Below are 22828 nucleotides of genomic sequence, written 5' to 3' on the forward strand. Positions count from 1 at the left end.
AAATGTTTACCAAAAAAAAGGAAGATGCGTGAAAATGCGACCCCGATATCCGTCGACCAATTGGAATACCATAAATAAAAAGTTTCCTTCATCCGTCAAGAGTACGAAAAGGAATCCAACCAAAACTCCCACATTACCCCACGGCCGAATAATGGGTAACCGGGGGCAAGCCTTCGAGGCGTACCGCGTGCTCATCGCCGGGGTCATTACCCTCGCGGTGCTCGTGATCATCTTCGGCGCGCTGGGCTATTTCGAATCCCTTCGAGAGGACGCGAGCTATGAGACGCTGTACACGAGCTGGAAATCCGCCGTGGATTCCCCCAATGGAAAAGTAATCATCGCCTCCAAGCTTGCCTTCACCCAAGGCACTATTTTCTCCCGCCCTCAATTCGCCAGGCAAGTGAACCTTGAGAACGCATGCATCGCCTTGGAAGCGGAGTCTGCGGCCGGTTATCTTCTCAACGATACCAATCCCGATGCCCCTTTCATCCAGGTTTCGGGGAATATCCTGGGAAACGTGTATATGCAGTGCCGCCCCGACAATTTCATCTTTACTGACCCCCAGGTGGGATGCTACGTGTACTGCCTCCTCTCCTTCGGTAAGCCTCTGGCGAATACCCCCTAAACGCTGGGTATTCCCCTCTCCCCGGCGGCAACCTTTTTATAGCCAAAAACGATGGAAAAGCAGGTGATTGGAGATATGAATTCCCGAGGACAAACTTTTTCGACGTTTCAGTTGCTTATTTCCGCCATCGTGGCCCTGGCCATTTTGGTGTTGCTTCTTAATATCCTGGATATAATTCCAAAGCAAGACCAGCAAGTTTCAGTCGAGGCCACTAATCTGATTAAGAGCCAAAATAGTCGCCCCTCTGAACTGCGGACCTCATCGAATAAAGTAGTGGTAAAGACCGGTGATTCCCTCAATGCGAAATCGCTCGCGAACCAGTCAGGCTCTCTCACAGAGGAGCAATTATGTATTTCAAAAGGAGACTTCGCGAACGTCGATGATTTTGCATTCACAGATGCAGATGGAACCATTCTTCGGTTCAATGGTTCCCAGTTGAGCATAAAGATTTCAGTGATTTGCGACACGGGTTCGGAGTTGGAGGGAGATTTACTAACCAACGGAATTTCAGATAACTGGATGGATAGCCCCCAGTGCCAGGATGTTGCCCAGCTACAACAACAAGGATGTATTGTCGCGTTGCGCTACGCATAATAAAACGAAAGGAGTGATATGATTATGAATTTCCGAGGACAAGCCTTTTCGACATTCCAATTGCTCATCGCGGCCGTGGTGGCGCTCGCCATCTTGGTATTGCTTCTGAATATCATCGGTAGCCTCCCCTTCCTGAGCACCCAAAAACCGTCCACTGAATCAGTGAATCTGATCAAATCCCAGGTGAATGAACCCGGGGCCCTACGCACGAGCAACCGTCTCATTTTCGTGAGGGACGATTCCCTGAATACGCGCGCCATCGCATCTTCTTCAGGAATCCTTACCGAAGCCCAATTGTGTATCTCCAAGGGCGACCATGAAGATACAAGTGAATTCGAGTTCACATCCATCACGGAAGGGGATGTCCTCCGCTACAATGGCTCCCAATTAGGAGTGAAGATATCCGTCCTCTGCGACACGGGCACCGAACTCCAGGATGATCTCCTCAACAATGGGATTGATGAGGACTGGTTGGGGAATGAAAAGTGCTCGGACATCTCCCAATTGAACCAAACCGCCTGCGTCATCGTGCTTCGCTTCGCCTGACCGCTTTCGAGCGGTCGTCCCGATGGACGTGGGAGGTCGTTGACCTCCCAGCGGCCGAAATGATTTGTGTTCTAATGGCCGTTTCGTCCAGCGGCACGCTTTCGATGGCCGTTTTCGTCCGGCCGCCCCGAGGGACGAAGGAGGGTTACACCCTCCCGGCGGCCTTAATATTCAGTTTAATCCGGAGCCACGCGTCCTATTCGAATGGCAGAACCAAAAAAGAAGTCTTTAATTTCCCGTCAAGCCCCATAAACGCTTAATAACTCTGGTTCCGGTGTCAACGCATGAAAAGGTCCCTTTGGGAAGATAACATCGGCCAGGGCGAATTCAATTCCCTATACATGATTCTCATCCTCGTCATCGCCGCCCTACTCCTGATCACCGTAGTAAAACCCATGTTCCGACAATCCCAGGGACTTTCCACTAAAACCCCTGTCGTGGGTAGCTGACCGGCATTTTCCGAAACCTATTTAGTGACCAGATTCCTCCATTTCATCATGCCCGGAAAGAATCACCCCCTCCCAGTCCCGCCTCCGAGGGTCAGGAGACCCATGCCTACTGTCAAAAATAGAGTTGCCGCAGGGCTCGCCGCCATTGGATTGGGATTATTTGCCGGCAGGATGACTTATAGCTATTCCCACGGTAAGTCATTCCACGTCCATTCCAGAGCAATGCAAGCCAGGATAGACCGACACCAAAATCCGACCCTCCATGATCTGATGCAGGTTTTGAGCAAGCCCGATGCGGATCGAATCGCCGCGTTGTCCGCGTCGCTTTACTTAAAAGCCCAGAAAGATTCAGCCTTGATGAATAAAATGGCGAAGCAGGCCACCGAGACAGGAAAATACGACGTCAACCAACTCCCCCTCGACACGATCACATCTTTTTTCACCCCGGCCCAGCAGAGCGAGTTATCGAAATTAGCCGAAAATTATCCGACGGAACTTGTTAATTGGTCTAAGATTCATTTCCCCAAGCTGATCCAGAAGAGCAGGAAACGGGCGCGAGACACCGGAGTCGCCGTCGGGATAATGGTAGGATTATTAGGTTTGGCGATTATCGATGGGGTGTTATCCCAACGAACAGAGAAATAATTCTCCTTCGACCTAACTACAGTTTTGGTATCTCATACTAATGATAATAGGATCTTTTCAAACTAAATGTCCGGATCATTTCAGCATGTCCGCGGTGGCCGCGCCGATATTGGCGAACAATCCCACCATGACGATGAGCTTGGCTGCCCCCAGGATGGATGAGGTTTGCGTGGTGATAACCCCAAGGATGAAGAGCATGATGGCCGTCACGATGTAAGACACAAGGATCAATGAGAATATGCGGGTGGGAATAATTCCCAAAATCATTTCGTGCTCCACCACCTGGAATTTGGTGAAATAGAGGAGGAGGATGTTGAATGCCATAGTGGCGGCCACGATGGCGAGCATCTGCAATAAATCAAGCGTCTGGGAAAGCGTCCACACCTCCACCGACACCACAAGAGGCGCGCTCAGGATCATGGCGCCCACTATCTGCTGGGCGAGGTCATCCCGTACAAACCGGTCGGGGAGCTTCCGGGCCACCTTCTCATGAAGCACGCGAAGGATGCTCCGCTGTCCCTTTCGAATCTCGGATATTTCCTGCCGGAGCGCGAGCATTCGGTTGTCGGAAATAGATTTTCCTTTGGGCATCCTTGGATTGGGGGGAAAGGGCGCTTTTTAATCCTTATATGCCACTCCCCTCAATTTCAATGCCCTTTCTCTGGGGCGAACGCACCCAGGTAATGGAGTGTGAATAGGATGAGACCGATGGATAACAAATTCAACCAAACCGTGTTTTGCCCGATGAAGGCGATGGCCCCCACCGGAAGGAAGAAAGCTCCCAGACTGGCGCAGGCGGGGCATTGCGCCACGAGAAAAATACCCAGTGTCCCCACCCCACTAATCCCACTTCCCGTGACCTTTTGAGGGAGCGCACACGCTTTAGGTTGCCGCCACAGGTATATTTGGTAGGCGAATGTTATTCCAAAGAGGACAACGAAAACCCCCAGCAAAAAAGCGTGGAGCAAGGGTACATTGTTCATCCAGATGTCCAGGTTTTCCCCCACGAACTGGACCTGGGACAGCAAATAGATCCCGAGCATGACCAAAGCCGAGATGACCGCAATGAGCACATAAACGGGCTTCCGCAATACGGTTTGAATTCGCATGGGCATATGCCAAAAGAGTGAAAACCCGTTCTTAACTGTATTCCCTATTTCAATTTGATTTCGACAAAATCTGATTTGGAGCCCATTGACACCCAGAGCACATGTTTAAAAACAAGTAAACGATCCCTCAGGAATGTTGTCCAAAAAGGATTCCCAGAAAGAGTGGTTCCTAGTCGCCATCACCTTCATCCTCATAGCCTTGGTCGCGGTGGTAATGTTCCAGAATAACTCCACGGCAATGGTTACCCGCAATTACCAAGGGTCAGGTACCCAAGTGACTACCCCTTTAGGGGATATCCCCCCACAATTAATGGAGGAGCCAGCCATCGCGACCATGATAGAACCCGATCTAGAATTGCACCTGATTCGTTGCCAGGATCCAAATTGCATTAATACACCGTCTATAACGCCCCTCTTTTTGGGACTCGGCCCCTATGACCCTTTCAGGAGTATTAAATTACGAGATAACGGTAACCCGGTCATCCTCTATGATAAACCGGACAACACGGTGTTATTGGATTGCCATGACCCCTTATGCAATACATATACTCAAACCGACATTCCAGAAGTTCTCGGTCGCGATAATGTCAAGTCCTTCATCATTCCTTCCGACAATAAACCATTTATCGTCATTGGAGAACGAAGTGGAGCGTTTCCTCCAATTACATCCTTAAAAACAATCAAATGTGGGAATCCGACTTGTTCCTCTGGAAATGTGGTCACAACAATATACCAGATTATTTCATTGATCTATTTTCCTTCTGATATACAAATCGGTTCGGATGGATTCCCGCGGATTGTTTGGGTTAATCCATCCAGCGGCAGTGAGAATTCCTTAAGGTTTGTTCAATGTTTGAATAGTGCGTGTAGCTCCTTCCAAGAAAAAATTCTTGAGTCAGGTTCACCATCGACCTTTTTAATTGAATATTCTTCGGTGGCGTTTGATACAACTTCAGATGGGATTCCAACCATTGTATATCTCGTGAGCAATTCATCGTTAACGAATGCCGTCCGCATATTTAGTTGCCTTGATCCTGACTGCGCTAATGGTGGATCGGCGCAATCCCTCAATATTGAAGTGGATAGGAGAGCAAATATAATTATTCCAGAAGATGACTTACCAGTCATAACCTTTGGAACCCGAAACAGTAGCCCAAGAATGACGCTCATCAAATGTGGAGGTGCCGCATGCAACCCCCTTTTCAACTCCAACCCCATCATTTTTGGCAACTACGTAAGGGGCCATGCGTCCCTCATCTCCCCTACGACGGGTTTACCCCTCATTTTTTATCAAATGCGACCGGCTCAACCCCCATATTCACTACAATTGCGCGTGGCCAGATGCCAGGATCCAGCTTGTACAACCAGGTCCGAATCCATCCTCGACGATAATACAACTATTTATCGCATCGGTGCTGACAACTGAAAAAAAGTTATCGAACCATCGAAAGGAAAAAAATTGGTTTACAAAATTGCCACACTCTTTTTTGATACTGGTAAGTTTATATCCCCCTATTTCATTCATCCAGGTATATGATTTCCTTGAAAGGCAAGGTGGCTATCGTCACGGGGGGCACCAAGGGCATTGGAAAAGGGATCGCTGATTCATTATCTTCCTATGGGACCAAAGTGGTCGTGTGCGCCACTTCCAAAAAGCGGACCAAGCACCATTTCATCCAGGCGGATGTGTGCCGTCCGGAGGATGCCGAGCGCGTGGTAAAAGAAACCCTGAAGAAATTCGGCCGCCTCGACATCCTTGTGAACAACGCGGGCATATACCCCTTCGTCCCCTTTCCCCAGATGACATTCGACCAATGGCAAAAGGTGATGGACACCAACCTCAATGGGGTATTCCATTTCACTAAAGCGGTATTACCGCACATGATGAAAAAGAAATATGGAAAAATAATCAACATCGCCTCCATCGCAGGGGTTGTTGTCGGTTTCCCGGCGCTCGTGCACTATTCCACGACCAAAGCGGGGTTGATGGGGTTCACCCGGGCGGCGGCTCTGGATCTGGCGCCCTACAAAATTAACGTAAACGCCATCGCACCTGGAGCTATTCGCACGCCCGGGGTGAAAAAGGGGTTGGACGCCAAAGCCTTGGAAAAATTGACCCACATCATCCCTGAGGGAAAACTGGGGGCCGCCGCCGATATCGGGGAAACCGCCGCTTTCCTTGCCGCGGACGCATCCCAATATATCACCGGGCAGACCATCATCGTGGATGGCGGATTCACGGATGTGTGAAGGAATAACCTATTTCATTCCCATATCCTCATCCCCATTGTCCAGGATGTGTCCAGCATATTCATCCATTATGGGTGTCAACACCCCCACGACCTGAATCATTCCTGGCACAACCCTATTTCTTTTTAGATGCTCGGACCCCTTTTTCTCTATCAGCCCTCTTTAGTTAGGGGAAAAAGAGCCCATTATGGATATCATCATCAAGCACCTCTCCATCAGTATCGGGAAACAGGACCTCTTCCACGACGAAAACGTGGGCATCGCTCCCGGGGCCAAAGTGGGCATCATTGGCCGAAATGGGGTGGGGAAGAGTACCCTCCTCAAAGCGATTGTGGGAAAAGCGGATTATAATGGAAAAATCGACTACTCGGGGAAGGTGGGGTACTTCCCCCAGCATGTCGAATTAGATCCGGAGGCCACCTTCCTCCAGGAATTGGAGCGCGGGCTCCCCACTTCCCACCATGCGACACGTATTCAGGAGATTGAAACCCTCATGGGGGATCCAAAGGTGTATACGGACATGCCCCGCCTCACCGCCCTCACCGAGGAATACACCACCCTCCAGACCCGCGTCCAGAAGGAATCCCGCTCCCGCCACGACATGGATGTGCAGGAAGTCTTGTCTAAATTGAAAATTCCCGAATCCATCTTTTCCCTCAAAACGAAAGAGTTAAGCACGGGCCAGCGTGCCATCCTCGCCCTTGCTAAGATATTCTCCGCGGACTGCGACATCCTCTTATTGGATGAACCCACGAACCACTTGGATTTTGACCGGTTGGCCATTTTGGAGGATTACCTGCGTTCCTTCAAAGGCACCGTGCTGGTCGTCACGCACGACCGTTTTCTCCTCAACCGGGTGGCGGACACCATCCTCAAGATAGAGAATGGGAAGATCCTCAAATTCAATGGAAACTACGACACCTACTTGCGAGCTCGAGTCGACCAATTTTATGCCCAGCAGAAGGTCTTCGCCAATGAACAGAATTATCGCCGCGTCCAGCTCGAAAAAATCAACCGCATTGGTACTGCGCCCAAGAACGTGCGTCAGAGCGAATACCGCCGGAAAATGTTGGACGCCCGGGAGAAAGTGGCGGCCCCCGACATGGACAAGAGTGCGTTTGCCGTGCGATTCGATTCCAAGCCCATGAAGGCCCCTTACGTGATGGAGACGAAGGATTTGGACGTGGGATACGAGGAACCCCTCATCCGGCGCGTCACGTTCGCTATCGGGGCGCGTCAACGATTCGTTATTATTGGCCCTAATGGGTGCGGGAAAACCACGTTCTTGAAAACCATCGCCCGAAAGATCCCCCCGCTCGAGGGAAAAATTACCTTTTCCAGCGAGACCATCATCGGGTACGCGGATCAGGATCTGCAAGGCTTGAACGAAACTAAAACCCTGTACGAAGAAATCTATGCCCTCCTCCCCGACCAGGCCCTCGCGCGGGCCAACCTATCCATGATTGGATTCAAGAGCACCGAAGAGGTGGAGCGCCCCATTTCCTCTCTTTCCATGGGAGAAAAATCCAGGCTCAATTTGCTGAAGATTCTCCTCCACAAGCCCAACTTCCTCCTATTGGACGAGCCCACCAACCATTTGGACATCGACGCCCGCGAGATCATCGAGAACGCCTTCCTCCATTACAATGGAACCATCCTCGCCGTCTCCCACGACCGCTACTTCATCCACAAAGTCGCCAACCGCGTCGTGAAAATAGAAAACAAGCGGTTGATTGATGTGCCCAAGAAATTATCGCTCTCTTCTTTTACCTGAATATAAAACCATTCACAGGCCCTCTAGATGCCACCTGGGGGTTTGGCCGTAGGAGTGGAACTGCTTCCTATCCCATTTATTATTATTCCTATTGTGAGGCTCTTTCTTTATGGAAGGATTTGACAGGATTGCTTGCCATTTTTGAATCTCGTATTGAAGCACGTTTAATAATACAAGATTCTTCCTTCAAAGATGGGCGACCCAACCGTTCCTGTCTCAGTGGCCATCCAAAGGCTGAAAGATTTTGGAATAATCGATTGGATAATGATAAAAGCCATCGGGCCCCGCGAGACTATCTATGAATCTGAATTGAGGGTCATATTGGCAGCGATCAACAAAATGGGTGCTGAAAACATTAACGAAATTCTTTCGTGCTATACCAATGCTACTCTTAACCAATATGTGAATCTCACATTATCTAGACAAATTCGGATCAGGAATCCTCGTGATTCATTGTCTATCTTTTCCTTTTTGAGGGTATTTTCAACTCCCCTGGGTCGTCTCTTGAAAGACACTCGAATCAGAGGGGGCGGGTTTTCCCTCCGTTATTCGGAACTAGATGCGGACTCACCTTTATTTGGAGCGCTCGAAATTCTAAAAAAACCCCATCAGAGAGGAAGAGATTCAGTGAAAGTTGCTCGGATGAATTTCGACCTTTTTTTGACCCCGAGTAGGAAACCTGGTGTGATACTGGGAAATGTGCAAGGGGGATCGGCTCATCTTGTGAAAGAATTCACGCAAAAAAATGGACGGTTGCTCGAGTATTTTTTAAAACGGTTTACGGAAACTTTTCCCACACCCGAACAACGACGTGCATTGAATCCTCGTCGTCATCACGGGTATAGGAATCTTGAGCGGGAATATGTCGCCAATTCAATGTTGGAAAGGGGCAAACTCACTCAAATGGAATATGATGAAGAGAGCCCTGAGATGAAGGCAAAAGTGGCTCGAGAGATGCAACGAATCAAAACGGCCGCCACTGGAGCCCATAAAAGTGCATTCAAGAAAGCTGGATACCGAAGCTCCAAAAGAAGATACTGGAGATTAAAATAAAACGTTAGGTTGACATTAATCCTCAGCAATTTTAAACAAAGCCCGTAAGTTGTCAAGGTGTTCTGATATTGAGGGCGTTGAACCCAACATCTTACGCCCGCTCCGGGAATCGAACCCGGGCCTCCACCGTGACAGGGTGGAATCCTACCGCTAGACGAAACGGGCCGCTTTCGATCGGCCGCACCGTGGAACATGGAGAGATTCACGAAGCGTTTTTCGCGAGCCTTTTCCTAAAAGGCTCCTTCGAATCCTCGGTGGGCCGAACGTAACTACAAAGAATCGTGAAAAAAGCATTTAAAAGGCGGTGGGCCGGAAGAAGAGAATGCCAACCCCTTCCAACTTGTTCTATGCCCCCGACCGGGATACTTGGAGGAAGTGGCTCCAAAAACACCATGCGACCGCGAAAGAAATCTACTTAGTGTACTACAAGAAGGGTTCCGGCAAGCCCCGCGTGTCCTATAAAGCGGCCGTGGAGGAGGCCCTCTGCTTCGGGTGGATTGATTCCACGGCAAAAGGTATTGACGATGAACAGTACGCGCAGCGCTTCTCCCCAAGAAGAAAAAAATCATTCTGGTCCGAACCCAATCGGGAGCGCGTGCGCATGCTCATGAAACAAAAAAAAATGACTCCCGCCGGGTTGGCCGTGTTTCCACATCATGAGGATACGACCTCCCACGCTAAGAAATTCAAAGAGAAGCTCGTGATTCCCAAGGATATTGAGAAGGCCCTCAAAAAGGACCCGGAGACCTGGAAGCACTTTCAATCTTTCGACAAGACCTACAAACGTATTCGTGTGGGTTGGATTGATGCGGCGCGGAAGCGGCCTGAGATTTTTGCACAGCGTTTGAACTATTTTTTGAAGATGACCAAAAAGGGAAAGCGTTATGAAATGATGGAAAAAAAATAATTCCCTCTCCCCTGCTCCCCAGGTCCACCCCATTTGGAGGTAATATGCCGGATTTATATAGGGGGGGCGTATAAAGCGTCGGATGAACCTGGATATGGCGAAGAGATTCACCCCGCGTCAATTAAAGGCCGCCAAACTCTCCGGAACCTGGGGGGTAATCGTGGGGGCCACCACCTTAATCATCAACGCCGCTCCCTCTACCGCGTTGATCATCCTCGCGATCATCATCCCCCTCAGCCTCTTGGTGCCCGTGGTGATTGGTTTTATCACGGCTCGCGACGATTCAAAAAACAAAAAAGTTGGAACGGGGGAAGCCGTCAAAAGAACGGCGCCGATTGGAGTAGTATACGCGCTGGTGATGATCGCCATCGGATTGTTTTTCACCGTGTTCAATTATATGGTGGCCGCCCTCGTGTGGGGAGATGGTGACATTCTCATTGAAGGCATTCTCGTCGTGGTTGGAACATTGATTATTGGCCTTCCGGTCATGGCCATCATTGGAGTGCTAGGTGCCGCCATTGGGGGCGCGATTTATTCAGTCACGAAAAAATAGTTTTTGCAATTTTTCATTTTAGCAGCTGCATTCCTGCTCTCCCGTTTCCCAGTTACTGGTGACGTAGCCACAGGCCGTGCACGTGTAGTTCTGGCATCGGTAGCACCCGCCGCACTGGCTGTCACCCTTGCATTGGACGGTTTTGCACGCTCCCGAACTGCTGCAAATGCCGGTTGAACCGCAGTCCGAATCCGTCGAGCATTCTTCTCCTTCGTTGCTCGCACCAGGACCTACAAATTGGCAGTCTTCGAAGCAACTATCCTTCGTCTCCCAGGGATCGCACACGTTGTTTCCACAATTTGGCCGAAAGGTCTCAAGGGAGCAATCCGAAGGGCAATAGTCCGCGTCCTCTCCCGGCTGGCATGCGTCGTCGCCGCAGGAGGTACCTAAAATATTTTGCAAGGAGCAATCCTGGGGACAACTCTCATATGATTCCCCACCCTCGCACACCCCATTCGCACATTGAAAACCGGCGTACGGGCAATCGCCCGGGCAGGTTTCATAGGCCTCCCCATTGTCACATATTGTATTCCCGCATACTGCCGCCGGCAGAACCGAAGGCCCGCAGTCCTGCGGACAAGAAGTGCTCGTTTCTCCTGGTTCGCACTCGGTGTTTCCGCAGATGTTCCCAAGTTCATTGACTACGCTGCAGTCCTGCGGGCACGTTTCACGTGATTCTCCCCCTTCACAGATGTGGTTTCCACACGTGAAGGTTAAGGCTTGGACAGGATTCGTATTGACCGTATTCGTCGCGCCCGGGGTTGTATCATACGTGTTATTGTTGAGGCAGCCGCTAACTAACAGTAGGCCAAATAAGAGAACAAAAATAGCATTTGCTTTCATCACGAGCACGAAGCATTATGAATTATTTAAAGGTGTTGTCGGCATCAAAACCAGATCAGGCTTCATCCAAGACTTTCAGCACATCTTCTGCGTGCCCGGCAGGGGATACCTTGGGGAAGACTTTGAGAATCGTCCCATCTTCATCCAGGACAAATGTGCTCCGAATGATGCCCATGAATTTTTTCCCATATAGGCTTTTCTCTCCCCAAGCCCCATAGGCTTCAATAGCGTTTCTTTCAGGATCTGCGAGTAGGATAAAATTCAAATTGTATTTTTGTATAAATTTTTGGTGCGAGGCTTCATCGTCCTTGGAGATGCCTAATACAACCGTGTTTTTTCGTTTGATTTTGGGGAGCGCATCTCGAAATTCACAGGCTTCCGTGGTGCACCCGGGCGTGTCGTCGCGCGGGTAAAAGTACAGCACCACTTTCTTTCCCTTGAAATCGGAAAGTTTGACGGTTTTTCCGTCGGCATCCTTCAATTCGAAGGCGGGGGCTTTGGTTCCTTCTTTTGGCATGGTCATGAGCTATATCCACAAGGATTTTTTTATATGGAATATTCCCCAAAAAATTATGAAAATGATTTCCCGCACCCGCAGCTCCCGTGCACATTGGGGTTGTTCACGGCGAATCCCGCTCCTTGCAGGGATTCGGAGTAATCGATGGTGCTCCCTTTCAGCATGGGTTCGGACATCTTGTCCACGTACACCGGGACCCCGTGGAATTCCAGTTTGATATCAGATTCGTGCGGGCTATTTTCAAACGTGAGCGAATAGGTGAATCCCGAGCATCCCCCAGGCAATACCTGCACGCGTAAGCCATACCCTTCCTTGTTCTCCCTTATCATGAATGCCTTGAGCTTCTCCGCCGCTTGGGGTGTGAGTTCTACGATATGTTGGGTCTTCAGTAACGTATTCGCGCCGACCGTGGCGCCGCCGGTGGTGGTGCAGGCATCATTCATCATATCCCTCCGATATCGTATCCTGGAATAAAGAGTTAAAAAAAGCACTGGATAAAAGGGGCCTGCGGGATTGCGAGGCAATTCCCGCGAGGTGGTCTTCTGTTCAATCGAATGGTAATTTGGAAATATTTATTTGTTCGACAGATTGTTCTTCTTCACGAAGGCCCATAACTTCTTGGTCATCTCACTTGGCGGGATAGGCTTGTTCCCCATGATGTCCTCGATTGAGTCATTCCGCCCGGCGAAACTGATACTGTACCCCCCGAAGGCGGGTTTCTTCTTTGCAAATATAGCCATGATCCATCACTCCCGCGCCCGTTTAGCGCCACGTACCGCTACTCAATCGCAACAAGAGTTAAAAACCACACCCCCTTTTGGGCGTTATTCTGTAAGGGGGGAACGGGCGATTTCAGGGTAGGACACTTTTCCTTTCTCCTCCATAGATACCAGAAGAGAAAAAAATCGGGGGTAAAAAGGGATGTCAACCCCATGCGCGATAGGAATGGGGGGTGGGGGATAATTGGCTTTTTTCCTCCGGAACAACGTGACGTGCGGAATGAATTCTTTCATATCGTCATAAGGAAGTATGGGTGCGCAAACCGCCCGCAATGATTCCAGGAAACCATTTTCGTCCCGTGCAGGAACATAGCATACGTTCTTTCCGAAATAATACAATTGCTTCCCCCCAATCCAAATGGGTTGGGTGGAAGGAAATATCGTGCGCGAAAATATCTTGGCAATCATGGGGATGCGCGTGCGGGGAACATCCCCCATGTAATGGAGTGTGAGGTGATAATTTTCTCTTGGAACAGGCTTCCACCCCCCACGTACCATCACATCCCTAAAGGGAGTGGCATACGCCGCCTCGATATCCTTCCGTATTCCGGAAGGGAATTTCAGGGCAAAGAAAAGGGGGGGCATCCTATTTTGTTGAACGTCCCGGTTTATACAATTTTCTGGCAAGAAACCAAACCTCTTCCTCATTTGTCCTTCCGATCTGGCCCCCGGCCGATTCCTTCTTATTGGTGAAGGGATTTTCCATTCCTATGATTCCCCCCTCCCCAATCGTTCCATCCACCGTCCAGCCGGGGAACCATATTCACGTGTTTTGGAAAGGGGAATGGGTGCAGGGCATCGTGCTTCCCTCCCCGGAGGGGGAAACGGATTTTCTTCATCTCAAACTGACGAATGGGTATAACACCGGTCTCGCGTGGAAGGAAATAACGGATATGAAAATCCTCCCCACCCCCGCTCCAGTAATTAAAGAAAAGATTCCCATCCCCCCAGTACCCATTGACAAACCCATCCTTTCCCTCATCGCCGCGGGAGGCACGATTGGGAGCAAAGTGGATTACAAAACCCAGGGAGTGAGTGCGCTCATGACTCCGGAAGAATTAGTGGCGCTCATCCCTGAAATTGGGTCGTTCGCCACGTTCGGGACAATTATCTCCCCTTTTTCCAAATTGAGCGAGAACATCAATCCTTCGGATTGGATAAAACTGGCGCAGATGTGCCATGCTGAACTCATCAAGCCAGAGGTGAGGGGGGTGTTAGTTACGCATGGCACGGATACCCTGCATTACACGGCCGCGGCCCTCTCATTCATGCTGCGTGATTTAACCAAACCCGTTGTTCTGGTGGGGTCTCAAAGGTCTTCCGACCGTGGGAGCAGTGATGCCCCCTCCAATCTCATTTGCGCCTCACGCGTGGCCTTGGGGGAAGCGGCAGAGGTGGGAATCTGCATGCATGCCACGACCTCCGATGATTATTGTTTTTTCACCCGAGGGACGCGCGTAAGGAAAATGCACAGTTCCAGGCGCGATGCCTTCCGCCCAATCAATGATGTGCCCCTGGCCAAGGTTTTCATGGATGGAAAAGTTGAATGGATCGGGAATTTTCAACGAAGGGATAATACCAAGACCCCTATCCTGGATGCGGTGTTTGATACGAACGTGGTGCTCATCAAGTTCGTCCCGGGAATAAGTCCCGATACCATGGATTACCACCTCTCCCGAGGGGTTAAAGGGTTTCTCATCGAAGGCACGGGATTGGGACATGTTTCAGAAGAGTGGATTCCGGCCATCCAGCGGGCAACCGACGCCGGGGTACCTGTTTTCGTGACCACGCAAACATTGTATGGGCGCGTCAACCTCAACGTGTATTCGAATGGGCGTATGATGCAGAAGGCCGGCGCCGTGGGGTTGGAGGATATGCTCCCCGAGGTGGCCTATGTGAAGTTAGGATGGGTCCTCGGCCATACTCATGAAATGGAGAAGGTGCGCGAGATGATGCACACGGATTACGCGGGGGAAACCTCTTCCTTCAGCCGCGTGGATACCTTTCTCCTCTGACCTTTCCCTTGCTCTTTTTATAGGCCGGATTTTTGGTGGGGTGCATGGTCGATTTAGGTTCGGGGATATGGGCAGTAATAGACGCTTTCTTTGCCCTCTCCTGGGAAGATGTCTCCTTGTGGGTGTCGTACTCCTTGGCGCTGGTGGCTTATGGGGTGCTCGTCTGGCATTTTTACAGGTTTGTCGCCAAGCGTGATCTTTTTCCCAAGGACTTGACCTATTATGCCCCCGGCTGGGTGGGGGCTTTCGAGCATGTGGTCTTCGGTCTCCTGCGTTTCATGAAATATGGAATTCTCTTTCCAGTGATGACCTTCTTCTGGTTCGCCGGATTCACCTTCCTCCTTTTCTTGGTGGCCAAATTCAATACCCTGGAGGAAATTACCCTCATTGCCATCGCGCTCATTTCAGCCATCCGCATTTTGGCTTACTATAATGAAGAGCAGGCGCGGGATTTTTCCAAGCTCATCCCATTGTTGATGGTGGCCTTCTTCCTCACCGAACCCGATTTCTTCTCATTCGATAAGCTCGGCCACCGACTCGAGGATATCCCTCTGCTTTTCGAGACCCTCCTCCAATTCGTCATCTATTTGTCCGCCCTCGAATTAGCCCTACGTATTCTTCTCGATATCAAATGGTTGTTCTTTGGAAAAAATCCAGATGAGCTGGCCCAAGACGCCACTGGAAACACCTCGAATCGTACCCAACTGAAGAAATAACTTTACTATTTTAGAAAAAAGATCAATTTTTTCAAAAAAAAGGTTCGTTTTCTCAAAAGAAGGAATGGGGAGAATCTTTTTATCTTCCATAAAAGGGATTTGGGAATTATGATTATTTCCATTGAAAACCCGAAGACCCTGGCCCTCGTTCTCCTCCTGGTGGGGGGAGTCATTGCATTCATCCTCTTATCCAACCCCCTCAACCTGCCTTATTCCCTCCCGGTTTCATTGGATTCCCCCTACCCCAAAGCCCCTGAACTGCAGGGGATTGCGGGCACGATCAATGCTCCGGATGGATTTTCCCTGGCCGATGTGGAAGGGAAGGTTATTCTCGTTGATTTTTGGACCTACTCCTGCATCAATTGTATTCGCACGCAACCCTATCTGAATGCCTGGCATGAAAAATATGCCGATAGGGGGTTGGCCATCGTGGGAGTGCATACCCCCGAATTTGCATTCGAGGAAAAGTATGCCAATGTGCTGGCCGCGGTGGAGAAAGCCGGCATCATGTACCCGGTGGTGCTGGATAATGATTATTCTACGTGGCGCGCGTATGGCAATCACTATTGGCCCCGCAAGTATCTGATCGACGCTCAAGGATTCATCCGCTACGACCACATTGGAGAAGGGGGATATGCGGAGACGGAAGCCATGATCCAGAGTTTGTTGGCCGAACGCGATGCCCAGCCCTTTTTAGAGGAAAGCCTATCATCCGAAATAGGAGTCAATAATCCCGATTTCGCCCGCATCAGGACGCCCGAGCTCTACCTCGGGTATGCCTTCGCACGCACCCCTTTGGGGAATCCTGAAGGTTTTTCGCCCGAGCAGATTATTTCCTATTCCTTCCCTGATCCCTTGGTTTTCACTCCCAACATCGTGTATTTGGAAGGGGAATGGAAAAATGAATTGGATCATGTAACCCTTGTTTCTTCCACTGGAAAAATAGGCTTGCGGTTCACTGCCAAGCACGTGAACATCGTCGCGGGCGCAGGGGAGAATGAGAGTGTGCTCACGGTTGTTTTGTCGGCTCCCCCTGTCCAAAATGGTGGCGATACAAGTATTACGGAAAGGATACTCGTGAAAGAGGAGAAACTCTATCCCCTCATTTCCCTCTCGGATTATGGGGAGCAGGAAGTGATTATTGAAGTGGCGGGAGTTGGATTTCAACTCTACACCTTTACCTTTGGGTAAATACCCTTACTTTTGGGTATAGGGTTTTAGGGTCGGCTATATGAATGAAGTCATGATGACCATCCATCGGGCCCAAGACCATTATTCAGATCAGAATTCCTGGTTGACTACCCGCTGGCATTTCTCCTTTGGGCATTATGTCGATGAGGCCAACATGAATTGGGGCCCCCTGCGCGTGTTCAATGATGACGAGATCGCCCCCCACTCGGGATTCCCCTTGCACGCCCACGCCGACATGGAGATCGTGACTTACATTCTGGAAGGAGAACTATCCCATGAGGATGACCTGGGAAACATAGGCACGTTAACCTACCCCGAGGTCCAGCGCATGAGCGCGGGCACCGGGATCCGGCATGCCGAATTTAACCCTACGAATGCCCCTCTCAAACTGTTCCAGATGTGGGTGCTTCCCTCCCAATTGGGATTACCCCCCTCCTGGGAGCAAAAAGGGTTTCCGGATGAAGGGATGAAAAAGAACCAATGGGCCTTAATCTGTTCCCCGGACGGAAGAAAGGGCTCCCTGACCATCCACCAGGACGCCTATTTGTATGCCACCCGGCTGGGAAAAGGGAATACCTTATCCTATTCATTCAGGTCCCCCTCCCGCTTGGCCTATATTGTCATAGCGGAAGGAAAAATAGACGTGGAAAAACAAACTCTTTTTCCGCGCGACGCGGCCCGTGTCAAAGGGGTGAATGAACTTGTTTTCACCGCGACCACGGACGCCCATTTTTTGTTATGGGATCTCCCTGGAAATTGAAAAAAAAGAAGTTTATCTGGTCAGGAAGTGGGGGTCCAACGGATTTAGGGTACGGCTCTGAGAATACGTTAAATCGAAAGGTGAATTTTCCCTAGCCCTACCAGAATCCCCAGCAATAGGGGTTGGTGGATGAAATAGATGACCAGGGAGTTTCTCCCGATCCAACCCAAGAGTCGCGTAATTGGAGTTCCGTGCGATTGCCCCAACCAAGGATATACAGGATGTCCTCTGGGAAACAAGCGGTGCGACGCATACATTCCCAGAAGGAAGACCCCGAACCAAGGGAATAGGGGGAAATAGTCAAATGTGAGGAAAGGAAAGGGGATGATTCCGATGAGGGGGGGCAATATCCCATACAATGGGTTCGTGGAGAGGAGAATCCCACCCCCCAGGAAGAAGAGTCCGGCCACCAGGCTCCCCGTTTTTTGTGTCAGGAATGGAATCCCCAAAATCAAGGCGCTTCCGATGAGGTGGAGCACGCCGAACCATACCGTATATGTGGGAAACACCAACCAAGTGACTAGCGTGATGACCATCCCCAAACCCAATATGGCTAATCCCCGTTTGAATAAAGAAGAAAATCCCATTCCTCGGCGATGGGCATACAGCACCATGGACCCCCCCGCCAAACCGACGAACATCGCGGCCGCTCCACGGGCCAGAATAAACCAAAAGGGTTCATTCAGATCCACGATGGGTTCCACCAAAAAATTCCAGTCGAAGAGGAAATGATACCCCACCATAAGGAGGATACCCACTCCCCGCAGGGCATCCAGGAGGATAAATCGCGGGCGTTTCCCTTCCATGACTGGAGAAATAATTTCCTCTTCCTAAAAGGACAATGGTCGGGAGTGGAGGAAAAATAGGGATTTAATATCCGGGGATCAAAGAACCCCTCCTCGTCAAAGCGCGAATAGTTTTTTTTATCATGGTAGAATTCTTTCCCGTATAAGTCGCCAGGGGGAGTATCGCGGAGTATTGGATGGCTTCCCAAAAAAAAGCCCAAAAGGGGTTGAAAAAGCTTTACGTTCAGGCATATAATGAATGCTTATTTACTTCTTCGTGCACATTTCTCCTATTAAAAAAACAAAAACGAGGTGATCGGTATGGCAGTTAATGAGCACGGGCGGAATGTTCTTGACAAGGACCTCGAGAACGACCTGAAAGCGCACATCCATATGGCGAAAGAATATGCGCGTGAGCAGGATATGCGTTTCAAGTCGGCGGTGGGGGCCCACCCCTATGCATTCGTAGCGGGGGCATTTGTCGGGGGCATGCTGGTGGGCGCATTAATGTCCAAGAAGGGGTAAGGGATGCGGATAACCCCCATCATTTCCCAATTCCTGAAAGGACTTAAAAGTGCCTTCATCGCGGCAGCGGGACTGCGGACCTCCTTTTCAGAGGCCATCGCGGATGGAATTTCCACCGGGTGGGACCGCGTGTCCCCTCGCCTCATGAAGCAAGTGATTATCGGGGCAGTCCTCGTCACCGGGGTCGTATGGCTGGGCTTCGGTCTCGGAAAGCTGGTTGAATCCCTCCTATGGAACACCCCTGGTTTGGGACATATCCTGGTTGGATTGGTATTCCTCCTGGGGGGAGGGTGGTATTTGGCCACCCAGCCGACCGGGGTAAAGTAAGCGAGATGGTAAGAGAGAAAAATTCCGACGGTGACCCCTTGATCCCATTATGGTTTATTGGGAGTTTTTTCATCATTTTATTGGCTTTTTCGACTGGGGCTTGGGCACAATCAGAAGAGAACATGGTGTCCATTCCCCCCACGCAGGGGTGTGGTGTTGTTTATGGCGATACGCCTTTAACAATCACGAGTGGATGGCATATTCCCATGTTCGGGGGAAAAATGGGGGGAATTATTTCATTCGATTCCGATAGAAACAAAGGGATTTTACTCCTCAAGTCGCCCGCCCCCTCATTAGGTCACGATGGTCGGGCATTCTGTCCCCAGCTAATGGATCAATACGTAGAACACCTGCGCGTGGAAGCCCATATCCAGATGGATGAATCAGAATGGGGGTCGCGCCTATTTTTCGATTTCAAGGATGGATTCAATTTTTCGGCCGTATACCTGAGTTCACTATTTCAGAAGGTGGGTATTGAATACTGGGAGAATAATACCCACCACTATTTCGAATCCCCTTACTCTATACAGGAAGGGATACTCTATCCTGTGACCTATGAAGTGGATGGGAATATAGTTACACTCATAATGGATTACAATACGGTGATGCGTTTCCAAATCCCCTCCCGACGGGTGGGAAGCCTTGGCATCGAAACCTATCGGGGAAAAACCCACATACGAGATTTCAAGGTTTGGATAAACCAACCCCCTTTCATGCATTTGGGGTGCCGCGTGGTGCCTGGGGTTTTCTTTTCCAGGATGGGGGAAAAATAGGTTTCGTCGAAGAGGAAAAGAATGGGGCGTGCGTCGAGGCACGCGAGCCATTCGAAAAAATATTATTTCCAAGTTCTTATATTTGCACAATTGTCTTGAAACCGCCGAAGGCAAACCGTCTCATGTCCATGACATCGTTCATTTTTTCCATGTCTTTTTTGGTCATTTGTTTCTTCATTTCCTTCATGACGACTTTGTTCACGTCATCTCGGTGTTTCCGGGACTTGTACACGATGAACGAGAAAACCACCGTTTCGTTATTCTTCAGACGGGCCAATTTCTTGAAACCTTGCCCCATTCCTTTCCTGACACGCAGGTCTTCACCCACACACTCATAATAATCCAGTGCCCCATGCTTTTTCCACATTTTCTTTCCCATCGTGGCCATCTTCTTATAGGCCGATATTTTGTCTTTCCGAATAGGGATCACAAATCCATCCACGTATGTCATGAACCAATACCTCCTTCCGATGAAATAAACTTTTAGCCAATCCGCCCTTTTTATTTCAACCCTCCTTTAGGGTCCATCCCTATCCTCGAAGCTTCTTTCGTACGTCCACGCGTGATCTTAGGCCGAGCGTGATTCGTTTTCTCCAACTCCCCCTCAAATTAATCAAGTAAAACCAGGTAATATCCCAAAAAATATAAGACCAAAGAATAGTATTGCATTTTTGATAATCTCTAATAAAATGGTTCCAATTACAATAATTAATATGATCAGGTTATTCCATATCCCCTTTTTCATCCATCGATTGGTCTTGATTTTGGCCACTATAAAACCGCCCGCAATCGAGAAAAGTGTTAGAATGATAAAAATAACGGGCCAAAACCATTCGACCTTTTTATCGGTACCAAAAATTAGACCAATACGATATCCAATAAAAATCATCCATAATAATAGAATGATCAGAAATAGCGGAATAATATTCTCACCAATAGGGGGATGATAATCAGAATCAGACTGCTCCCAAGAAGGATTCGTCCAATTCTCCCAAAAAAAGAATCCATACAATAAAAGAAAGAGAATAGAGAGAATAATTAATGCAAAGATCGCGCTTCTTAGTGGGGGTTGACCAAGCCAATTTTCGCCGATAAGAAAACGTTTCAGACCAGTCACTCTTTCACCTTTATCGAGAAGTTGTTAGTAGAATAAAAACTATACTCCCATCTGTAAGGCAAATGATCCCAGGGTCGAGTCTGTGGAATAGAATTAATCCCGCCTCCCGAACTTGCTACCGCAGTACTTCCATTTTTTACCCGATAGCCCCCGGTAGGCTAAAAATGTTTACTGGCAATTCTATCCAAAAATACGGCACCACGAAAGCAAATAATTGCAAGTATAAAATATACACTACTCTATACCCTTTGTCAGATCCAGAAGCAACAAACAGAAAAACAAGCGCAAGCAAAAAAAGTACTATTTTGACTATTCTATTTTCAAGAAATCCTAAAAATCCAATGAGAATAGTAAAGATATTAGATTTAAATATTTATATTGGGTAAAGTGCTTTATCGAAGCCAGTACGGCCCATTCAAAGCGTATGTTTGGATGTGGCATCGTTTCAAATTTATTGCCACCTTTTTAATTTTTAATTTTTTTCGATTGCAAAGTATTCTTTTTTCTTCAGTTTTTCAGGTTCAATTCGAACTTTGAAAAATTTTATCATTTTTCTTATTGTCAATTCTTTGGTTGGCAGCGCGTGGGCTACTTTGAATATTTCAACTATTCTGTCTTCGTCGTTGGATAAATCGATTTGTATCTTGACCATGATTTACCTTGGTATCCGCTCAATACTTTATTAAAATTAAAAATGCATTTTCTCATTATTTTTGCAAATTCAAATATAGGTATCCGCTCGCCACAAAAAAGAAACCTATAACTATAAATCCAATCCCGGGGGTCGCGATCAGTGGTTCGAGCCAGGTGGCTAATCCAAACCCCACCAAAAGAATTCCCGTTAGAAGGACGGCACCCACTATCATGTTTTTCAAGAGTAGAGGCATCGACCGTGCGATTCCGACTTCTATGCCATCCGAAATAGAGGAAGAAATAGCTCCCTTTACCGTTTCCGCACGAAGGAGGATGATACTCCCCAGTCCTTTGATGATGGCTCCAATGCTACTCGACAAGCTCACCGTTTATCCCTTCTTCGAGATGAGCGCCCCGATTAACAAGCCGCCAAGAAATGCTCCAATGACAAATTCAAAGGGACGTTCGCTCACAGCATGTTCAACCATGGATTGCTTCTTCTTCACGTATGTGTGCGCGCCATGAACATTTGCATTAATCTGCTTGCGCGCATCATCTAAATTTGAATTAATTTGCTCCTCGAAATGTTTATCGAGAATACGTCCTTCCACCATTTTTGTAGTCATGTTTTTTACCTCGTTTTTTAAATTATTTAGATATTATTTTCCGCTGATGATGCAGCGGAAGAGGGCGATGATCTTTGATCAGTCGATCACCCGGTGCTGGGCACACTAGTGAAATTCAGTTAACCCAACCCTCTTCTTCTTCGACTATAGGAGGAGGTCATTCCCTCCGTGCTCATCTTCTATTCGATTCGACCGCCAACTTTGACAGCAGTTGCATCAAACAGGATGTTGAGCAGAACGCTCTCTCCCACGCCTTTCACAGCAGATTTGGCAAATACCACATCATTCGATAAGATTCCCGTTTCCACCACTAAAGCGGAAATGTTGTTCGAGTTTCCTTCTGTGCGAACTTCTTTGACCTTTCCAATTTCTTTTCCGCTGGAGTCGAAAACTTTTAACCCTTTATAATCCGAAACCGGACTCATGTTGAGTACGACTCCTTCCATTGAGAGCGATGCAATGTACTTTCGCCCTATAAAGGTGTCTTCACCGAAGAATCCTCGATCCATTTCAACTCCATCTAAGTTCAATGTCTGCGAGTCCAAACGGATTTCCATGACTTTCCCAACATCCTTTCCGTTGGAATCAAGAACTTTTTTGCCTTTCAAATCTTGCACACGCATCCCTGAGTCAAATTCTTTGTTTATCTGTCGAATTTCATGCATAGATTATCACCTCATGATAACACAGTTTAGTTGATCCAAACACCCAGCAAA

General features: G+C 48.8%; 31 protein-coding genes, 1 tRNA gene and 1 pseudogene. 18 read left to right on the top strand and 15 right to left on the bottom strand.

What is annotated here, in order from left to right; genetic code table 11:
• Positions 1 to 34 precede the first annotated feature (34 nt).
• The 5 genes from Q8P05_03770 (at position 35) to Q8P05_03790 (ending at position 2859) form a co-directional block, all read left to right on the top strand.
• Complete coding sequence (locus tag Q8P05_03770; protein MDP2666592.1) at positions 35 to 625, top strand: hypothetical protein; 591 nt, start codon at positions 35 to 37, stop codon at positions 623 to 625.
• Positions 626 to 676: 51 nt separating this feature from the next.
• A complete protein-coding gene (locus Q8P05_03775) occupies positions 677 to 1219 on the top strand; it encodes a hypothetical protein (GenBank protein ID MDP2666593.1) in 543 nt (180 codons plus the stop codon).
• A gap of 18 nt (positions 1220 to 1237) precedes the next feature.
• On the top strand, positions 1238 to 1765 hold the full coding sequence (locus tag Q8P05_03780) for a hypothetical protein (protein MDP2666594.1): 528 nt from the start codon (positions 1238 to 1240) through the stop codon (positions 1763 to 1765).
• A gap of 284 nt (positions 1766 to 2049) precedes the next feature.
• Complete coding sequence (locus Q8P05_03785; GenBank protein MDP2666595.1) at positions 2050 to 2214, top strand: hypothetical protein; 165 nt, start codon at positions 2050 to 2052, stop codon at positions 2212 to 2214.
• 102 nt (positions 2215 to 2316) lie between these two features.
• Positions 2317 to 2859, top strand: a complete 543-nt coding sequence (locus Q8P05_03790) for a hypothetical protein (protein MDP2666596.1) — start codon at positions 2317 to 2319, stop codon at positions 2857 to 2859.
• A gap of 75 nt (positions 2860 to 2934) precedes the next feature.
• Here the strand turns inward: Q8P05_03790 and Q8P05_03795 are convergent, their stop codons facing one another.
• Positions 2935 to 3450: a DUF2391 family protein gene (locus tag Q8P05_03795; GenBank protein MDP2666597.1), complete on the bottom strand. Its 516-nt coding sequence runs from the start codon at positions 3448 to 3450 to the stop codon at positions 2935 to 2937.
• 56 nt (positions 3451 to 3506) lie between these two features.
• On the bottom strand, positions 3507 to 3974 hold the full coding sequence (locus tag Q8P05_03800) for a hypothetical protein (protein ID MDP2666598.1): 468 nt from the start codon (positions 3972 to 3974) through the stop codon (positions 3507 to 3509).
• 127 nt (positions 3975 to 4101) lie between these two features.
• Here Q8P05_03800 and Q8P05_03805 point away from each other — a divergent pair, with 127 nt between their 5' ends.
• The 4 genes from Q8P05_03805 to Q8P05_03820 all read left to right on the top strand — a co-directional run bounded on the left by Q8P05_03805 (position 4102) and on the right by Q8P05_03820 (position 9045).
• Positions 4102 to 5394, top strand: coding sequence for a hypothetical protein (locus Q8P05_03805; GenBank protein ID MDP2666599.1), 1293 nt, complete (start codon positions 4102 to 4104; stop codon positions 5392 to 5394).
• 107 nt (positions 5395 to 5501) lie between these two features.
• Positions 5502 to 6218: an SDR family NAD(P)-dependent oxidoreductase gene (locus Q8P05_03810; GenBank protein ID MDP2666600.1), complete on the top strand. Its 717-nt coding sequence runs from the start codon at positions 5502 to 5504 to the stop codon at positions 6216 to 6218.
• Positions 6219 to 6405: 187 nt separating this feature from the next.
• Entirely contained in the window at positions 6406 to 7992 is a 1587-nt protein-coding gene (locus Q8P05_03815) for an ABC-F family ATP-binding cassette domain-containing protein (GenBank protein ID MDP2666601.1), read from the top strand.
• A 192-nt stretch (positions 7993 to 8184) separates the two neighbouring features.
• On the top strand, positions 8185 to 9045 hold the full coding sequence (locus Q8P05_03820; GenBank protein MDP2666602.1) for a hypothetical protein: 861 nt from the start codon (positions 8185 to 8187) through the stop codon (positions 9043 to 9045).
• Between the two features lie 94 nt (positions 9046 to 9139).
• Here the strand turns inward: Q8P05_03820 and Q8P05_03825 are convergent.
• Positions 9140 to 9210, bottom strand: a tRNA-Asp gene (locus tag Q8P05_03825).
• 157 nt (positions 9211 to 9367) lie between these two features.
• Between Q8P05_03825 and Q8P05_03830 the strand changes: the two genes are divergently transcribed.
• On the top strand, positions 9368 to 9952 hold the full coding sequence (locus Q8P05_03830) for a YdeI/OmpD-associated family protein (protein MDP2666603.1): 585 nt from the start codon (positions 9368 to 9370) through the stop codon (positions 9950 to 9952).
• 94 nt (positions 9953 to 10046) lie between these two features.
• Entirely contained in the window at positions 10047 to 10505 is a 459-nt protein-coding gene (locus Q8P05_03835; GenBank protein MDP2666604.1) for a hypothetical protein, read from the top strand.
• An 18-nt stretch (positions 10506 to 10523) separates the two neighbouring features.
• Here the strand turns inward: Q8P05_03835 and Q8P05_03840 are convergent, their stop codons facing one another.
• From Q8P05_03840 to Q8P05_03860, 5 genes and pseudogenes are all read right to left on the bottom strand, one after another.
• Complete coding sequence (locus Q8P05_03840) at positions 10524 to 11348, bottom strand: hypothetical protein (GenBank protein ID MDP2666605.1); 825 nt, start codon at positions 11346 to 11348, stop codon at positions 10524 to 10526.
• Positions 11349 to 11403: 55 nt separating this feature from the next.
• The gene (bcp, locus tag Q8P05_03845) at positions 11404 to 11865 is read right to left on the bottom strand and encodes a thioredoxin-dependent thiol peroxidase (GenBank protein ID MDP2666606.1); all 462 of its coding nucleotides are present in this window, start codon (positions 11863 to 11865) and stop codon (positions 11404 to 11406) included.
• Between the two features lie 53 nt (positions 11866 to 11918).
• Entirely contained in the window at positions 11919 to 12311 is a 393-nt protein-coding gene (locus tag Q8P05_03850) for an iron-sulfur cluster assembly accessory protein (protein ID MDP2666607.1), read from the bottom strand.
• Between the two features lie 126 nt (positions 12312 to 12437).
• Positions 12438 to 12587, bottom strand: a pseudogene (locus Q8P05_03855) (SWIB/MDM2 domain-containing protein).
• A gap of 102 nt (positions 12588 to 12689) precedes the next feature.
• Positions 12690 to 13229 (bottom strand): 2'-5' RNA ligase family protein, encoded by a 540-nt coding sequence (locus Q8P05_03860; protein MDP2666608.1) that lies wholly within the window; start codon positions 13227 to 13229, stop codon positions 12690 to 12692.
• A 125-nt stretch (positions 13230 to 13354) separates the two neighbouring features.
• Between Q8P05_03860 and gatD the strand changes: the two genes are divergently transcribed.
• The 4 genes from gatD to Q8P05_03880 all read left to right on the top strand — a co-directional run bounded on the left by gatD (position 13355) and on the right by Q8P05_03880 (position 17326).
• The gene (gatD, locus tag Q8P05_03865) at positions 13355 to 14659 is read left to right on the top strand and encodes a Glu-tRNA(Gln) amidotransferase subunit GatD (GenBank protein MDP2666609.1); all 1305 of its coding nucleotides are present in this window, start codon (positions 13355 to 13357) and stop codon (positions 14657 to 14659) included.
• Between the two features lie 44 nt (positions 14660 to 14703).
• Positions 14704 to 15375: a hypothetical protein gene (locus tag Q8P05_03870; protein MDP2666610.1), complete on the top strand. Its 672-nt coding sequence runs from the start codon at positions 14704 to 14706 to the stop codon at positions 15373 to 15375.
• A 108-nt stretch (positions 15376 to 15483) separates the two neighbouring features.
• Positions 15484 to 16566, top strand: coding sequence for a redoxin domain-containing protein (locus Q8P05_03875; protein MDP2666611.1), 1083 nt, complete (start codon positions 15484 to 15486; stop codon positions 16564 to 16566).
• Positions 16567 to 16606: 40 nt separating this feature from the next.
• Positions 16607 to 17326 (top strand): pirin family protein, encoded by a 720-nt coding sequence (locus Q8P05_03880; GenBank protein MDP2666612.1) that lies wholly within the window; start codon positions 16607 to 16609, stop codon positions 17324 to 17326.
• Between the two features lie 68 nt (positions 17327 to 17394).
• On the opposite strand, the gene Q8P05_03885 is transcribed toward Q8P05_03880, so the two are convergent.
• Positions 17395 to 18132, bottom strand: a complete 738-nt coding sequence (locus Q8P05_03885) for a heparan-alpha-glucosaminide N-acetyltransferase (protein MDP2666613.1) — start codon at positions 18130 to 18132, stop codon at positions 17395 to 17397.
• 300 nt (positions 18133 to 18432) lie between these two features.
• Here Q8P05_03885 and Q8P05_03890 point away from each other — a divergent pair, with 300 nt between their 5' ends.
• The 3 genes from Q8P05_03890 (at position 18433) to Q8P05_03900 (ending at position 19736) form a co-directional block, all read left to right on the top strand.
• The gene (locus Q8P05_03890; GenBank protein MDP2666614.1) at positions 18433 to 18636 is read left to right on the top strand and encodes a hypothetical protein; all 204 of its coding nucleotides are present in this window, start codon (positions 18433 to 18435) and stop codon (positions 18634 to 18636) included.
• A gap of 3 nt (positions 18637 to 18639) precedes the next feature.
• Positions 18640 to 18963 carry a hypothetical protein gene (locus Q8P05_03895; protein MDP2666615.1) on the top strand — a complete coding sequence of 108 codons (324 nt, stop codon included), beginning with the start codon at positions 18640 to 18642 and terminating at the stop codon, positions 18961 to 18963.
• A 122-nt stretch (positions 18964 to 19085) separates the two neighbouring features.
• Positions 19086 to 19736, top strand: a complete 651-nt coding sequence (locus Q8P05_03900) for a hypothetical protein (protein MDP2666616.1) — start codon at positions 19086 to 19088, stop codon at positions 19734 to 19736.
• 76 nt (positions 19737 to 19812) lie between these two features.
• Here Q8P05_03900 and Q8P05_03905 read toward each other — a convergent pair whose 3' ends face one another.
• From Q8P05_03905 to Q8P05_03930, 6 genes are all read right to left on the bottom strand, one after another.
• On the bottom strand, positions 19813 to 20187 hold the full coding sequence (locus Q8P05_03905) for a DUF1428 domain-containing protein (GenBank protein MDP2666617.1): 375 nt from the start codon (positions 20185 to 20187) through the stop codon (positions 19813 to 19815).
• 162 nt (positions 20188 to 20349) lie between these two features.
• Entirely contained in the window at positions 20350 to 20853 is a 504-nt protein-coding gene (locus Q8P05_03910) for a hypothetical protein (GenBank protein ID MDP2666618.1), read from the bottom strand.
• Between the two features lie 472 nt (positions 20854 to 21325).
• On the bottom strand, positions 21326 to 21505 hold the full coding sequence (locus Q8P05_03915; GenBank protein MDP2666619.1) for a DUF2683 family protein: 180 nt from the start codon (positions 21503 to 21505) through the stop codon (positions 21326 to 21328).
• 55 nt (positions 21506 to 21560) lie between these two features.
• Positions 21561 to 21872: a hypothetical protein gene (locus Q8P05_03920; GenBank protein MDP2666620.1), complete on the bottom strand. Its 312-nt coding sequence runs from the start codon at positions 21870 to 21872 to the stop codon at positions 21561 to 21563.
• Positions 21873 to 21875: 3 nt separating this feature from the next.
• Positions 21876 to 22112 (bottom strand): hypothetical protein, encoded by a 237-nt coding sequence (locus tag Q8P05_03925; protein ID MDP2666621.1) that lies wholly within the window; start codon positions 22110 to 22112, stop codon positions 21876 to 21878.
• Between the two features lie 179 nt (positions 22113 to 22291).
• Entirely contained in the window at positions 22292 to 22777 is a 486-nt protein-coding gene (locus tag Q8P05_03930) for a PRC-barrel domain-containing protein (protein ID MDP2666622.1), read from the bottom strand.
• Positions 22778 to 22828: the final 51 nt, after the last annotated feature.

The organism is Candidatus Diapherotrites archaeon (assembly GCA_030688545.1).
In the GTDB taxonomy this organism is placed as follows: Archaea; Iainarchaeota; Iainarchaeia; order Iainarchaeales; family VGJJ01; genus VGJJ01.